Annotated in this window: 14 protein-coding genes; 8 read left to right on the top strand and 6 right to left on the bottom strand. The window is 66.0% G+C overall.

Annotated features, from left to right (window positions below):
• Positions 1-66: 66 nt before the first annotated feature.
• Positions 67-558, bottom strand: coding sequence for a glutathione peroxidase (locus VNM24_16985; GenBank protein ID HWQ40277.1), 492 nt, complete (start codon positions 556-558; stop codon positions 67-69).
• Positions 559-688: 130 nt separating this feature from the next.
• On the opposite strand from VNM24_16985, the gene VNM24_16980 reads away from it, so the two are divergent.
• The 3 genes from VNM24_16980 to VNM24_16970 all read left to right on the top strand — a co-directional run bounded on the left by VNM24_16980 (position 689) and on the right by VNM24_16970 (position 4,824).
• Entirely contained in the window at positions 689-1,876 is a 1,188-nt protein-coding gene (locus VNM24_16980) for a CaiB/BaiF CoA-transferase family protein (protein HWQ40276.1), read from the top strand.
• Positions 1,877-1,921: 45 nt separating this feature from the next.
• On the top strand, positions 1,922-3,235 hold the full coding sequence (locus VNM24_16975; protein ID HWQ40275.1) for an MFS transporter: 1,314 nt from the start codon (positions 1,922-1,924) through the stop codon (positions 3,233-3,235).
• A 62-nt stretch (positions 3,236-3,297) separates the two neighbouring features.
• The gene (locus tag VNM24_16970; protein HWQ40274.1) at positions 3,298-4,824 is read left to right on the top strand and encodes a hypothetical protein; all 1,527 of its coding nucleotides are present in this window, start codon (positions 3,298-3,300) and stop codon (positions 4,822-4,824) included.
• 10 nt (positions 4,825-4,834) lie between these two features.
• On the opposite strand, the gene VNM24_16965 is transcribed toward VNM24_16970, so the two are convergent.
• The 3 genes from VNM24_16965 to yjgA form a co-directional block, all read right to left on the bottom strand.
• Complete coding sequence (locus VNM24_16965) at positions 4,835-5,512, bottom strand: carboxylesterase (protein ID HWQ40273.1); 678 nt, start codon at positions 5,510-5,512, stop codon at positions 4,835-4,837.
• 64 nt (positions 5,513-5,576) lie between these two features.
• Positions 5,577-6,179 (bottom strand): molybdopterin adenylyltransferase, encoded by a 603-nt coding sequence (gene mog / locus VNM24_16960; protein HWQ40272.1) that lies wholly within the window; start codon positions 6,177-6,179, stop codon positions 5,577-5,579.
• A gap of 36 nt (positions 6,180-6,215) precedes the next feature.
• A complete protein-coding gene (yjgA, locus tag VNM24_16955; GenBank protein ID HWQ40271.1) occupies positions 6,216-6,707 on the bottom strand; it encodes a ribosome biogenesis factor YjgA in 492 nt (163 codons plus the stop codon).
• A gap of 95 nt (positions 6,708-6,802) precedes the next feature.
• Between yjgA and pmbA the strand changes: the two genes are divergently transcribed.
• Positions 6,803-8,155, top strand: coding sequence for a metalloprotease PmbA (gene pmbA, locus VNM24_16950; protein HWQ40270.1), 1,353 nt, complete (start codon positions 6,803-6,805; stop codon positions 8,153-8,155).
• A gap of 96 nt (positions 8,156-8,251) precedes the next feature.
• Complete coding sequence (locus VNM24_16945) at positions 8,252-8,875, top strand: arylesterase (GenBank protein HWQ40269.1); 624 nt, start codon at positions 8,252-8,254, stop codon at positions 8,873-8,875.
• Positions 8,876-9,173: 298 nt separating this feature from the next.
• Here the strand turns inward: VNM24_16945 and VNM24_16940 are convergent, their stop codons facing one another.
• Both VNM24_16940 and VNM24_16935 read right to left on the bottom strand, forming a co-directional pair.
• A complete protein-coding gene (locus VNM24_16940; protein HWQ40268.1) occupies positions 9,174-9,698 on the bottom strand; it encodes a GNAT family N-acetyltransferase in 525 nt (174 codons plus the stop codon).
• Between the two features lie 98 nt (positions 9,699-9,796).
• Positions 9,797-10,135 (bottom strand): DUF2917 domain-containing protein, encoded by a 339-nt coding sequence (locus tag VNM24_16935; GenBank protein ID HWQ40267.1) that lies wholly within the window; start codon positions 10,133-10,135, stop codon positions 9,797-9,799.
• A 117-nt stretch (positions 10,136-10,252) separates the two neighbouring features.
• Here VNM24_16935 and VNM24_16930 point away from each other — a divergent pair, with 117 nt between their 5' ends.
• The 3 genes from VNM24_16930 to VNM24_16920 all read left to right on the top strand — a co-directional run bounded on the left by VNM24_16930 (position 10,253) and on the right by VNM24_16920 (position 14,627).
• Complete coding sequence (locus tag VNM24_16930; protein ID HWQ40266.1) at positions 10,253-11,320, top strand: LysR substrate-binding domain-containing protein; 1,068 nt, start codon at positions 10,253-10,255, stop codon at positions 11,318-11,320.
• Between the two features lie 153 nt (positions 11,321-11,473).
• Complete coding sequence (locus VNM24_16925) at positions 11,474-12,448, top strand: LysR family transcriptional regulator (protein HWQ40265.1); 975 nt, start codon at positions 11,474-11,476, stop codon at positions 12,446-12,448.
• A gap of 196 nt (positions 12,449-12,644) precedes the next feature.
• Positions 12,645-14,627, top strand: a complete 1,983-nt coding sequence (locus tag VNM24_16920; GenBank protein HWQ40264.1) for a DNA topoisomerase IV subunit B — start codon at positions 12,645-12,647, stop codon at positions 14,625-14,627.
• Positions 14,628-14,647 lie beyond the last annotated feature (20 nt).

Here is a 14,647-nt window from a genome sequence, read left to right as displayed (position 1 = left end):
CGGCGAGCCTCCCGAGTTCTGGTCTTTTTGTGTCCCCGTTGTCTTCCCCCTCGACTCCGTTAGAGGTCAGGGTTTCTCGGCGAGAAGTTCTTCGATGCGCGAGAGCACCTGGATGCTTTCGGGCTGGGTGCGGGCGGAGAAGCTGTACGCGCGGCGGCCGTCGCGCGAGACCAGATATTTGTGGAAGTTCCACTCGGGCGTCTCACCGGTCATCCTTGCCAGCTCGGCGAACACCGGGTTCGCCTTCCCGGGCACGACGCTCGTCTTCTCGACCATGGGAAATCGGACGCCGTAGGTCAGCTCGCAGAACTCCTTGATCTCCTGCGCGCTGCCGGGTTCTTGGCCGCCGAAGTCGTTGGCGGGGAAGCCCACCACCACCAACCCCTTGTCCTGGTACTTCTCGTAGAGCGATTCCAGGCCTTTGTACTGGGGCGTGTTACCGCAGTAACTGGCGGTGTTTACGACCAGCACCACCTTGCCGGCAAACCGGCACAGGTCGATCGGCCTGCCGTCCAGATCCTTCATCGCATGGTCGAGTACTGCCGGGCAGGCGGACATTGCGGCCTCCGATAACAGGATGAGAAACGCGGCGGCAAGCAGCGGCGCGGCGCGGCTCAAAGAATACCTCCCGCCGCGATCGCCCCCCGTGTGGCCGCGGAGTGGCGTGCCGGCAAGATAGAATCGCTGCATGGGTCCGCTATCGGATATCAGGGTCATCGAGCTCGGCCAGTTGATCGCCGGCCCCTTCTGCACGCGTATTCTCGCCGAGTTCGGGGCCGAAGTGATCAAGGTCGAGTCGCCCGACGGGGGCGATCCGTTGCGCCAGTGGCGCAAGCTCTACCAAGGCACTTCGCTTTGGTGGTACGTGCAGGCGCGCAACAAGAAGTCCATCACCGTCGACCTCAAGGCCATGGAAGGCCAGGAAATCGTTCGCCGTCTGACCCAGCGCGCCGACGTGGTGGTGGAGAACTTCCGTCCCGGCGTGATGGAAAAGTGGGGACTGGGCTACGACGTTCTGTCGCGCGACAACCCGGGGCTGGTCATGGTGCGCCTGTCCGGCTACGGCCAGAGCGGACCGTACCGGGACCGGCCGGGTTTCGGCGCCATTGCCGAGGCGATGGGCGGTTTGCGTTACGTGACAGGTTATCCCGACCGGCCGCCGGTGCGCGTAGGCATCAGCCTGGGCGATGCCGTGGCCGCGATGTATGGCGTGATCGGCGCCCTGATGGCGTTGCGCGCACGGCAGGCAAACGGCGGGCGCGGGCAAGTGGTCGATGTCGCGCTCTACGAAGCGGTGTTCAGCCTGATGGAGAGCCTGCTGCCCGAGTACGACCTGACCGGTTTCGTGCGCGAACGCAGTGGAGCTTCGCTTCCCGGCATCGTGCCATCCAACACCTATACCACACGCGACGGCAAATACATCGTCGTCGGCGCCAACGGGGATTCGATCTTCAGGCGCCTGATGACGGCCATCGGACGCGACGATCTGGCGAACGACCCCGGGCTGGCGAAGAACGACGGGCGCGTGCACCGTGCCGAGGAGCTGGATCGGGTGATCGGCGACTGGTGCGCCGCGCGCGATCTCGAAGCGGTGCTGAAGATTCTCGAAGAGGCCGAGGTGCCATCCGGAAAGATCTACGACGTGGCGGACATTGCGCGCGATCCGCACTATCGTGCGCGCGGCATGATCGCGCAGGCGACGCTGCCCGACGGCAAGCCGCTCAAGGTGCCCGGAATCGTGCCCAGGCTGTCGGACACGCCCGGTGCGATCCGCCGGCTCGGCCCAAAGCTGGGAGAGCACACCGAGGCAATTCTCGCCGACCTCGGCTACGAGCGCGGGCAGGTGCAGCAACTGAAGAACAAGGGCGTCATCTAGGACCGGGAAGCCGGCAGTTCAACCGGTCCGCTGCGCGATCCGACGATGGAGATCCGAACGAAGCGGCAGTCGCTGCACGAAGACGTGCGCCCGCGCGAGGTCTGGGCCTGGGCGATGTTCGACTTCGCGAATTCGGGCTACACCACGGTGGTCATCACCGCAGTATTCAACGCGTATTTCGTTGCCGTCGTGGCGCAGGGCGCGGTGTGGGGGACTTTCGCGTGGACCGTGGCCCTGTCTTTTTCCTACGCGCTGATCGTCCTCACGGCGCCGGTTCTCGGCGCGTATGCCGACGTGCACGCGGCGAAAAAGCCGCTGCTCGCCCTCAGCACCGCAGGCTGCGTTCTCGCCACGGCGGGCCTGGCGCTGGTAGGTCCCGGCGACCTGACGCTCGGCATCGCGCTGCTGGTCGTCTCGAACTTCTTCTACGGTTCCGGGGAAAACCTGATCGCGGCTTTTCTTCCCGAAATCGCGAAGGGCCGCGCGCTGGGCAAGGTCTCCGGCTGGGGCTGGGGGCTGGGCTATTTCGGCGGGTTGCTCACGCTCGCCGCCTGCCTGGCCTATGTGACCTGGGCGCAGGCGGCCGGTCAGGGCGCCGCGCAGTTCGTGCCGGTCACGATGCTGATTACCTCCGCAGTGTTCCTGCTGGCGTCGCTGCCCACCTTCGTGCTACTGCGCGAGCGCGCCGTGCCGCAGGCAGGCGCCGAACGCGCCAACGCATTCGCGCGCACCTGGGATACGGTCCAGCACGCGCGCCGCTATCAGGACCTGATGCGCTTCCTGGTGTGCATCCTGTTCTACCAGGCGGGCGTGCAATCGGTGATCGCGCTCGCGGCGATTTACGCGCAGGAAGCGATGGGCTTCGGCAGCCGGGAAACCATCTTGCTGGTCCTGCTGGTGAACGTCACCGCGATGGCGGGCGCACTCGCCTTCGGGCAGTTCCAGGACAAGCTCGGACACAAGGCGACGATCGCGCTGACCCTGCTCGGATGGCTGATCACGATCGCCGTGGCCTGGGCGGCACAGACTCGCGGGCTGTTCTGGATAGCGGCCAACCTCGCCGGCCTGTGCCTTGGTGCCAGCCAGTCCGCGGGGCGGGCTCTGATCGGCTATCTCTCCCCGGCCCAGCGCCGCGCGGAGTTCTTCGGCCTGTGGGGACTCGCGGTCAAGCTGTCCTCGATCTTCGGGCCGCTGACCTACGGCGTGGTCTCCTGGCTGAGCGGCGGCGATCATCGCCGCGCGCTCCTCACGGTTGGCGTGTTTTTCATTGCAGGTTTGCTGGTTCTCGCCGGCATCGACGTGCGACGCGGCCGGCGCGCCGCGCGGCGCGCGCAGCGCGAGGCGTTCGCCGCCGACTGACAGCGGCGCGCCACCACGCGGCGGATATAATCGACCGACGAGGGCTAGCGAGAGGACCGACGATGGCCGACGGTACCCCGGCAACGAGCGCGGCGCATCCCCTGGCCGACCAGCATGCGGCGCTCGATCTCGTTTCGGCGCTGCCGGAGGATCCGCATCAGGCGCTTGCCGGTCTGGGCGCGTGGCTCGAGGCCCTGTCGAGCGCCTCGCCGGAACTGGCGCTGGCGCGCCGGATCGAGATCGTCGATCTGCTCGACCGCAGCGGGCGCGACTGGCTCAATCGACTGCAAGGCGAATTTCTCGCCGGCGCCGATCGCTCACAGTCATCCGGCGACGAACAGGCGTGGGCTTCGGCGACGGATTACCTGCAGCGGCTCTGGACCGCCTATCTCGACGTCATCCGCGACTTCCAGACCTACTGCCCCGGATGGACGCAGGTTCGCGACAAGGTCCCGACGCTGCTTGCACGGGCCTTGAGAGCAACCGGCTTGCGCCTGAAATGGCAGCTGCTGCGTTACGCGCCGGTCGACAAAGAACTGTGGTTCACGCTGACCCGATTGTGGGCCTGCGCCGAGGACCGGGGCATTGCCGCCACCCGGGTCCAGCCCTATGAAGGCGTGGAGACCACGCTGCAGCGCGAATTTCTCAAGCCGCTGATGCTGGCGATGTCGGCGGCCGACAGTCTGTCGCCGAAGGCGCTCGATATCGCGGAGCGGATCGTCGCGCAGTACTCCGGCCGTTTCGAACTCCAGCGTTACCCGTCGCGCGGCTGCCATTTTTTCATCGATCTGGAGAGCGGGGCGCCGCCTTCGAGATTCGTGCCCGGCATGCGGGTCCGGCTGGGCATGCGCTTCTTCGGTCCGGGCGAGGCGGTGGCCGTTCTCGAAGCGCTGTCGGCTTCGATCGCCTCCGAAGAAGCGATTCCCGCGGAGCTGTCCCTGCAGGACGTGAACCGGGTGGGCGAGGTGATCGAGGTACTGGAGCACCTGACCCGCTACTGGTGGGCGCGGCGGCCCGGACGCACCGAGGAACGCAAGCGCGCGGTGTCGAAGATCCTGGTGGCGAGCGGCTACGAACAGCTCTTGAACAAGCTATCAGCGGAATCGGCGGTCGACCTCGCGCTCGACGACAGCAGCGAGACCTGGACGGTGGAGAACGAGAGCGAAAGCGGCTACGGTGCCCTGTTGCCGCGCGGCGCGGCCCACTGGGTGCGCGTGGGCGCGTTGCTCGGTGCGCGTGCGGTCGACAGTCGCATCTGGGCGGTGGGCGTCGTGCGCCGGCTGGTCGCGCGCGACGATGGCCAGCGCTACGTCGGGGTGCAGTTGATCGGGCGCGGGGCGCGGGTCGTGGCCCTGCTGCGGCCGGCCGAGTCCGTGCCGGCCGTTGCGGCCGTGCTGCTGCCATCCCACGTTGGCGACAGCGTGAGCCACGGCGAAGTCACGCTGTTGCTGCCGGCGGGGACGTTCTCCGCGCAGGCGACCTATGCCATGCAGATCTACGATCGCGAGTATCTGCTCGAACCGCAGCTGCTGACGGAAAGCGGCGGCGATTACGAGATCGCCCACTTTCGAATCGCCCAGCACGGGTAAGCGCCGTGCCCTAAAGCAGCACCTTCTGCAGCCACCGGCCGATGTCCTGGATCTCCTCGGGACAGACGCAATGCGGCATGTCGTACTCATGCCACTGCACGGCATAACCGAGCCCGAGAAGCTGGTCACGGGCCGACCAGCCGGCCTCGATGGGAATGATGGGATCGCGGTTGCCGTGCGCCATGAAGATCGGCGCCGGACGGTTGGCGGCGCTGCGCTCTTTCTCCACGGTATTGGCCAGGGGCAGATACGCGGACAGCGCCATCAAGCCCGCGAGCTTCTTCGGGTAGCGCAAACCTACGTGCAAGGTCATCACCCCGCCCTGCGAGAACCCGGCCAGAACGATGCGCGAGGCAGGTATGCCGCGCTCGGTCTCGCGCGCGATCAGCGCCTCCACCGCCCGCTGGGAAGCTCGGATACCGCGTTCGTCCTGCTGGCTGAAATCGGCGTCGAGAACATCGTACCAAGCGCGCATCACGAACCCGCCGTTGATCGTCACCGGCATCATGGGCGCGTGCGGGAATACGAAGCGGATGCCGATGCGGGGTAGCGGCAGGGCATCGACGACCGGGACAAAGTCGTTGCCGTCCGCGCCCAGGCCGTGCAGCCAGATCACCGCATGGCTGGGCCGCGACCGGGTTTCGATCTCGACGGCGGGAAGCAAGGACTGGGTGGTGGCGGGCTGCATCTTCTGGCTCTGGCTGCGATCGTCTCGGCTCGGCGCCCGATCGTCAAGAAGGTCGCGCCTTGCCTCAGGCGGGGGCCGGTTTGGGACGAATGGCCGATTTTGGCCGGAACGCCCTGCAGATGTGCTCGCGGGTCTCGACGTACGGTCCGCCGATCAGGTCGAGACAATACGGCACCGCTGCGAAAATCCCGTGCACGATCTGTCTGCCCTCGGGGTCTTTCAACCCTTCGAGCGTCTCCCGGATGGACTTGGGCTGCCCGGGGAGGTTGATGATCAGGCAGCCGCCGCGAATGACCGCCACCTGGCGCGACAGGATGGCAGTGGGCACGAAGTGCAGACTGATCTGGCGCATCTGCTCGCCGAAGCCCGGCATGACCTTGTGCGCCACGTTCAAGGTGGCCTCCGGCGTGACGTCGCGCGGCGCCGGGCCGGTCCCGCCGGTGGTCAGGATCAGATGCGAGCCTTCCCGGTCCGCAAGCTCCTTCAGGGTCGCCTCGATCACCGGCTGCTCGTCGGGAATGAGCCGCGAAACGAACCTGATCGGATTGATCACGGCGTCGCTCAGCCATTCCTGCAGCGCCGGCAATCCTTCGTCCTTGTAGACACCTTTCGATGCCCGGTCGCTGATGGAGACCAGGCCGATGATCAAGTCTTCGGTGTGAGCCATTTCTGGATGGGTCGTGGTACGGACAACGGCAGGCGGTCAATCCGCCTTGGAGAAAAGCTCGTGCAGCAACCGAAACAGCGCGCGCGCGCTTTTTGGCGGCTTCAGCAACGTCGCTTCCTGCCGGGCGTTGCGCACCAGGGTGTGCACGCGCTGTGCATCGGCATCGGGATGGCGCTCGAGCAGTTCGGCCAGCGCGCAAGTCTCCTGCAGCAGCCGGTCGCGCCAGTACTCGGCCCGGTGCAGCACGGCGGTGTCGCGCGCGGCCGCGTCTTTCCACGCCCCGAGCTGGGCGCGGATCGCGCCTGCGTCCACTTCGCGCATCAGGCGCCCGATGTACTGCAGTTGGCGCCTGCGCGCACCCCATTTCGACATGCGTCTGGCTTCGACGATTGCATCGCGCAGCCTTTCGGGCAGCGCGATGCGGGCAAGGCGCCCGGCGGACAGCGCAACCAGTTCCTCTCCGAGCGCTTGGAGCGCGTGCATTTCGCGCTTGCGCTGCGTCTTGCTGATTTCGGCGAGCGGGTCCATGTCCGGAGAGCGAGAAGCCGGGTGGTATGATACCGAACCGAGGCGGCGTGGATCGAGTCCATGCCGCCTTGGATTTTCAGGGTCCGCAGGAGCCCATGGAACGACGAGCGGCAAGTGACAGCTTTGCTTACTCCCTCGACGCACTGAAGGAGATCGTGCGCGATGCGCTGGCGCACGCCGTTGCTCGCGGCGCGACGGCTGCCGAGGCAGAGGCCAGCGAGGCAACCGGGCAGAACGTGACGGTGCGCCGCTCTGAGGTGGAGACGATCGAATACAACCGCGACAAGGGGCTTGGCGTCACCGTTTACGTGGGAAAGCAGCGCGGGCACGCCAGTACCTCCGATCTGAGCGGCGCGGCGGTTCGCACCGCGGTGCAGGCCGCTCTGTCGATCGCACGGCTCACGGCATCGGACGAGTTCGCCGGACTCGCGGACCCTGAGCTGCTGGCCACCGAGTTCCCCGATCTCGACCTGTTTCACCCGTGGCCGATCGAAGTCGAGGAAGCGATCGATCTGGCCCGCCGCTGCGAGCAGGCGGCCTTCGACGCCGACCCCCGCGTGAGCAATTCCGAAGGCGCCACGGTATCGGCGCAGCAATCGCACTTCGCGTACGGAAATACCCACGGCTTCCTGGCCGGATATCCGAGTTCCCGTCATACGCTGAGTTGCGCGGTCATCGCCGGCAAGGACGACAACATGCAGCGCGACGACTGGTATTCGGTGGCTCGCGCGGCCTGCGACTTGGAGCCCGTGGCACAGGTGGGCGCCAAGGCGGGCAGCCGCGCGGCGCGCCGTCTGGGCGCGCGCAAGATCGGCACGGTCCAGGTGCCGGTGTTGTTCGAGGCAACGGTGGCCTCCAGCCTGCTCGGGCATTTCGTGGCGGCGGTAAGCGGCGGCAATCTGTACCGCAAGCAGTCGTTCCTGCTCGACAGCCTGGGCAAGCAGGTGTTTCCGCGGTTCGTGCGCATCATCGACGATCCCACGGTGCCGCGCGGTCTGGCGAGCAGTCCTTTCGACGACGAGGGCGTGGCCACGCGCTTGCGCGCAGTGGTCAGCGGTGGCTCGGTCCAGGGTTACTTTCTCGGCACCTATTCGGCGCGCAAGCTGGGTATGAAATCCACTGGCAACGCCGGCGGCAATCACAACCTCATCATGGAGTCCACCGGCGAGGATTTCCCGGCGCTGCTCAGGAAAATGGGGCGCGGGCTGCTGGTCACCGATCTCCTGGGGCAGGGCGTCAACTTGGTCACGGGAGACTATTCGCGTGGCGCCGCCGGCTACTGGGTCGAGAACGGCGAGATCGCCTATCCGGTCCAGGAAGTAACCGTCGCCGGAAATCTGGAAGAGATGTTCCGGCACATCGTCGCCATCGGCACCGACGTGCTGGTGCGGGGATCACGCTGCTGCGGCTCGATCTTGCTTGAAAGGATGACCGTCGCCGGCGAGTGAAGCAGGGGACCTCGTTCGGGAAATGTCGCTCCGGGATTCTCCTGCTGCATTGTCGTCTTGCGGGTCGGCCCGTTGCTTTCGGGGATGAATCGAAACATGCGCCGCGTTCGACATCGCGTGGGCAGCCTCGCGCTTGTCGTCTCATTGAGCGTTCTGGCCGCCTGTGGGCGCGAAGTTCCGCCGCTGCCACGGCTGGGACCGGAGGACAAGGTTCTAGCCTTCGGCGACAGCCTGACTTACGGCACCGGAGCAGCGCCGCAGGAAAGCTACCCGGAGGTTCTCGCCCGGGTGATCGGGCGCACAGTCGTGGCCTCGGGCGTGCCCGGGGAAACGACCACGGGCGGGCTCGCGCGGCTCGACGCCGTGCTCGAAGAGCATCAGCCCAGAATCCTCCTGCTGTGCCTGGGCGGCAACGACATGTTGCGCAAGGTCGGCGCGGCCACCATCGAGTCGAATCTGCGCAAGATGGTGGAAATCGCCCGGCGCCGCGGAATTGCGGTCGTCATGATCGCGGTTCCCGAGCCCGCGCTGTTCGGAGGAACGGCGTCCTTCTACCGGCGCATCGCGGATGACTTCGCACTGCCTCTGGAAGACGAAGTGCTCAACGACGTGCTGAAGGACAATCGGCTGAAATCCGATCCCATTCATCCCAACGCCGAGGGCTATCGCCGCGTCGCCGAAGCCATCGCGGATCTGCTGCGCGAGGCCGGCGCGGTCTGACGGGTCCGTTCGCGCGACCGTTTCCCGCTCGGCGGCTTCAGTCTTGGCCAGTTGTCGACGGTGCTTTCGCGCCGCACGCGGGCTTCGAAGAAACGCGCCCGCCGGCGGCCTGCGGGCGCTGCGCAGGCGAGCACCGTTGTGGTACGGCCATGCGCGCCTGCCCCCGGCGGCACGATGGGACGCGATAGCCTCGCTTGATCGGAAACGATCCGCACAGCGATGCCTCCAAACCCTGCGGCGTCGTGCGCCCTGCGCGCGTGCTCGACGAAAGGGCCCTCATCGATATCGACGATTTCGTTTATCCACGAGTTCTTGCCGGCGAGCCCGGCCCGGGTCTCCGGGAGTAGACGCGGGCATCGGGTGGGGTACCCGTGAGCGACGGGCCCGCACGCCGGTCGAGCGGCGCGCGAATCGCCATAAGTTGCGCGTTTCCCGGCACCAGGGCGAGCTGAGCGCCCCAACGCCTCGCCACTTGCAGCGCAGAGACGTTTTCGGTCAACGTCTCGGCCGTTGCGGACCGGAAACCGGCCAGAAGCGCGATTCGGGCCAGCTCGTCCAGCATGAGCGAGCCCAAGCCCCGGCGCTGCCATGCCTCGGCAACGACGATCCCGATTTCACATTGCCCGGGCTCGTAGGTGGCCGCGTACTGCGCAATACCGACCAGTTCGCCCGCAGCCCCGACATCGAACCAGAGCAGGGTGACTGCTCGCGCCGGGTGGAACCGCAGCATCCCATCGAACAGCGCGTCCGGAAGCGTGCGCAGCGCGTGCAGGAAGCGGTGGTAGCGAGATTCCGGCGAGAGCCGCGCGATGAACGAAGCCACCGCTGCGCGATCGTACGAGCCTGCGGCGCGAAAAACGATGCCAGGGTCGGGCCTGCGCACAAGACGCGATGCGGTTGCGAGGTATGTGCCGCCCATGGCTAGCAAGGACGCGGATTACGCGTGCCCATCCCGCCAAACCAGCGACGCAGACGCCCGCTCATCGCTCCGAGCCAGGCAGGCCAGGCGCTTGGGCATTGCTTGCCGCTGCGGTCCGACAACCGCACACTCGAAGGGGTCAAGGCGGTGATCAGGGTGAGCCCGTCGCGTTGCACCGTCAGGGATTCACCCGGACGAAGCACCTCGTCCTTCAAGTTGCCTTCCTGAGTGATCCACAGACAACCGGCGAGGCAGAGGATCCGCGCACCGCGTGCCTGGCGCAGCGCAATCAACCCTTCACGTGGAAGGGAGAGCCTCGTATCGATCAAGGCGATATCCATGAACGGCCTCCTGCTTGACGTTCAAGCTATTCCATAAAATCATGACGCCGGCCATTGTTCGCCCGGTCAGCTGTGACGACAAACGATATTTTGGAATCCTTTGCATGAGCCAGAGGAATGCGTAAACCAGCCCCGTCCTCCCCATCGCTCGATCTGCTGCGCGGATTCGAAGCGGCGGCGCGCAAATCGAGTTTCACCGAGGCTGCCTCCGAGCTGTTCCTGACCCAGTCGGCGGTCAGCCGCCAGATCAAGACCCTGGAGGAGCGCATCGGAGTGCGGCTGTTCATTCGCAGAAGCCGTGGCCTCGCGCTGACCGAGGCGGGCGAGGCGCTTTATCGATCGGTCTGCGCGGCGCTCGCGCAGATCAGCGCAGGGATCGAGCGAGCGCGCCGAACGCAGCGCGCTCCCGTACTCAACGTCACGGCCTCGATCGCCTTCAGCGCGCTCTGGCTGGTGCCTCGTCTGCCGCGATTCAGGGCTTTGCGGCCCGATGTGGACGTACGCCTGTCCGCCACCAGTGAGCTGCTGGATCTGGAGCGCCACGCCATCGACGTGGCGGTGCGTTATTGCGCACCCGAGGCGGTACCTGACGGCGCGGTCAAGTTGTTCGGTGGAGAAGTGGTCCCGGTCTGCGCGCCGCGGGTCGCGGCGGATCCCGCGCGGCTGCTCAAGCGTCCCGAGGATCTCGCCCGGCATGTCCTGCTGCACTACGACGAGCCGCTGCATCGGCTGCCGTGGCATGCCTGGTCGACTTGGCTCGAAGCTGCCGGCATACCCGACTTGCGCCCGGCGGGCGCGCTGCATTTCAGCCACCTCGACCACGCCATCCGCGCGGCCGTCGCCGGTGAGGGGGTTGCCTTGGGTATCCGGGCTGTCCTGCAGGACCTGTTCGCGCGCGGTGAACTGGTCATGCCCTTTGCGCGTACCTTCCCGACGAACCGGAGTTACTTCGCAATCATCGCGCCGCAGGCCCAATCCCTCCCGGAAGCAAATCAATTCGTCGAATGGCTGCTGCGCGAGGTAGCCGAGACCGGGATATCGTCCGAAACCCCCCAGACCGGCGCGGTGCCCACCGACCGACAAATGAAGCCATGGCGCCGCGCCGGCACTGCAAAGCGAGCGGCGGCCAGCGACCAGAAAGCCCGCCGTCGAATGAAAACCCCGATTGGCGGCGCGCGGCCTTAAGGACCGAGCGTTCTCGCAGCGCCGAGCGGGGCCTTTGGCTGTCGGCCGCAGTCGCTGTCACTGCCTCTTTAAGCCGATTTCATGCATGCGCATTGAGACTTTTGCGCTTTGACCTATTATTTATGCCTTTGGACGCTCGAATTACGGGACTCCATGGATAGGTTTCACCTGATGCAGCTCTTTGTGCGGATCGTGGAGGCTGGCAGCTTTTCGGCGGTGGCGCGGGAAATGAACATGATCCAGCCGACCGTCAGCAAGCAGTTGACGGCCCTCGAAGAAAAGCTGGGCGTGCGCCTCCTGAACCGCACGACGCGCAAGCTTTCGCTGACCGACGCCGGGCGCGAGTACTACCAGCGCTGCAAGCGCATTCTCGACGAAGTCCAGGAGATGGAGGCCGAAGTCTCCGAGTTGCAGAACCGGCCCACGGGCACGCTGCGCGTGAACGCGCCGGTGGCATTCGGGCAGCTCTACCTGCTGCCGCTGACCTTTCAGTTCCGGCGCAAGTATCCCGGGCTCGCCATCGAGCTCTCGCTCAACGACCGTTACGTCGATCTGATCCAGGAGGGCTTTGACGTGGCGATCCGCTTCGGCGAGCTGCAGGATTCGCAACTCGTGGCACGGCACGTGGGCAGCAGCGCGCGCGTGTGCGTGGCCTCTCCCGCCTACCTCGGAGCGAAGGGTTGGCCGAAGGTGCCGGCCGACCTGAAGAACCACAACTGCATCACCTACACTTACCTGTTCGGCAACGAATGGCATTTCGACGGGCCGGGCGGGTTGCAACCGGTGCGCGTGTTCGGCGACTTTCGCGCGAACAGCGGCCTCACCATCCGGGCGGCCGCCCTGGAGGGCATCGGCATCGCCAACATCCCCGCGTTTCTGGTGCGCGAGGACATCGAGTCGGGCAGGCTCGTGCAGGTGCTTTCCGATTTCGGTCCGGCGCCGGTGCGTATCAGCGCGGTCTATGCCTCGGCGCGACTGCTGTCGCGCAAGGTCAAGCTGTTCGTCGACTTCATGCAGGAGGAGTTTCTGAAGATCCCGCTGCTGCATCCGAAAAGCCCATCGCGTCCCGTGCCCCGCATCCGCGCGAAGACGGCGGTCGCGACTTCGCGTCCCGAGGAGCACTATTGAAGGCGCGATGATCGCGGCCCGATCGCGAGTTCACTACAATACGCGCCGTGAATTGCCGCCTGCCGGTCGTGCAAGTCTTCGAACGGATCTGCATGTCGTGTTGTCGGATCCGGTGGCGGGCGTCCCCCCTGTTTCCGGTCCCGCACCCCTCTGCGCCGTCATGCGCCGTGCGGTGCGTGCCGCTGATTTGATCGAGATGGGCAAGAAAACCTACACCGCGGAAGACATCGAGATCCTCGAGGATCTCTCGCCGATTCTGCATCGGCCGGGCATGTATACGGATCCGGCCAATCCGAACCACGCGCTGGTGGAGATCATCGACAACGCCGCGGACGAGGGTCTGGCCGGCTTCGCCAGGAACGTGCGGGTCACGCTCTACGAGGACGGCTCTGCGGAAGTGGAGGACGACGGCCGCGGAATTCCGGTCGACATTCATCCGCGAAAGAATGTGCCGGCGGTGCAGGTCATCTTCACGACGCTGCATTCCGGCGGCAAGTTCCGCAAGACCGACCGGGATGCCGCTTACCGCATCGCTGGTGGACTGCACGGCGTGGGTGTGTGCGTGAGCAATGCCCTGTCCAGGCGGCTCGAGGTGGAGGTCAGGCGCGACGGCGCCCTGCACCGCATCGTGTTCGCCGACAACGGCAAGGTGAAGGAGGCTCTGCGCAAGGTCGCTGACATCGGCCCGCGCGACACCGGCACGCGCGTGCGCTTCTGGCCGGATCCGAGATACTTCGATTCGCCGAAGATCGCGGTGGCAGACCTAGCCGCCCTGCTGCGCGCGAAAGCGATGCTGCTGCCGGGCGTGAAGTTCACGCTCGGCATCCAGAAGGGCCGCAAGATCGAAACCCAGACCTGGCACTTTCCGGACGGCATCCGCGGCTACTTCGGGGAGGCGATCGCCGGCCACGAACCGGTCGCAGAAGCCTTCCTGGGCGAACGCTACATCGCCGTGCAGTCCGAGTCGGACAGCTTCGCGGAAGGCGAGGGTGCGATGTGGGCGATCGCCTGGACCGCCGCGGGCGATCCGCTCAGCGAAAGCTACGTCAACATGATTCCCACCCGGCTCGGCGGCACCCACGTCGCCGGACTGCGCGAGGCCGCCTATCACGCGATCAGGAACTTCATCGACATCCACGCGATGGGGCAGCGCGGCCTGAAGATCGTACCCGAGGATGTCTGGTCGCGCGCGAGCTACGTGCTCGCCGTCAAGATGCTCGACCCGCAGTTCAAGGGACAGGTGAAGAACGAGCTGATCTCGCGCGATGCGGTGAAACTCGTCGGTCAGATGGTGCGCGATCCGTTCGAGCTGTGGCTCAACCAGCACGTCGACGAGGGCAAGCGGATCGCCGAACTCGTGATCCAACAGGCGCTGAACCGCAGCCGCGCCGCGCACAAGGTCGAGCGGCGCAAGGTCTCCGGCGTCGCCGTGCTGCCGGGCAAGCTCACTGACTGCGCGTCGGAGGATCCGGAGCGCAACGAGCTGTTCATCGTGGAGGGCGACTCCGCCGGCGGCTCGGCGAAGGCCGCGCGCGACAAGGAGTTCCAGGCCGTCCTGCCACTCAAGGGCAAGCCCAAGAACACGTGGCAGGATTCGCCGGAGACGCTCTACTCGAACAAGGAGATCGAGGCCATCGCACTGGCGATCGGGGTCGATCACCACAAGTTCGAGGACAACGTCGACCTGTCGGGACTGCGCTACCGCAGGATCATCATCCTGGCCGACGCGGACGTGGACGGCGCGCACATCCAGGTGCTGTTACTCACGCTGTTCTTCCGCCATTTTCCCAGGCTCATCGCCAACGGCCATGTGTACGTCGCGCAGCCGCCGCTGTTCCGCATCGACGTGCCTGCGCACGGCAAGAACAAGCCGGCGCGCAAGCTCTACGCCCTGGACGAGCAGGAGCTCGCCACGCTGGAGGAAAAGCTGGTGGACGAAGGCGTCAAGGAAGGCACGTGGACGGTGAGCCGCTTCAAGGGCTTGGGAGAGATGAGCCCGGAGCAGTTGTGGGAGACCACGCTCAACCCCGACACCCGCCGCGTGCTGCCGGTGTCGCTGGACGGCGGGCTCGAAACTTCGCGCGACGTCTTCAACATGATGATGGCGCGCGAGAACGCCCCGCAGCGCCGCGAATGGATGGAGACCTACGGCAATCTGGTCGAGGCCGACATCTCCTGATTGGCGCCGAGCGCAACCTG

Source organism: Burkholderiales bacterium (genome assembly GCA_035560005.1).
GTDB lineage: Bacteria > Pseudomonadota > Gammaproteobacteria > Burkholderiales > Eutrophovitaceae > DASRFY01.
This window is presented reverse-complemented; position numbering and strand designations above follow the sequence as displayed.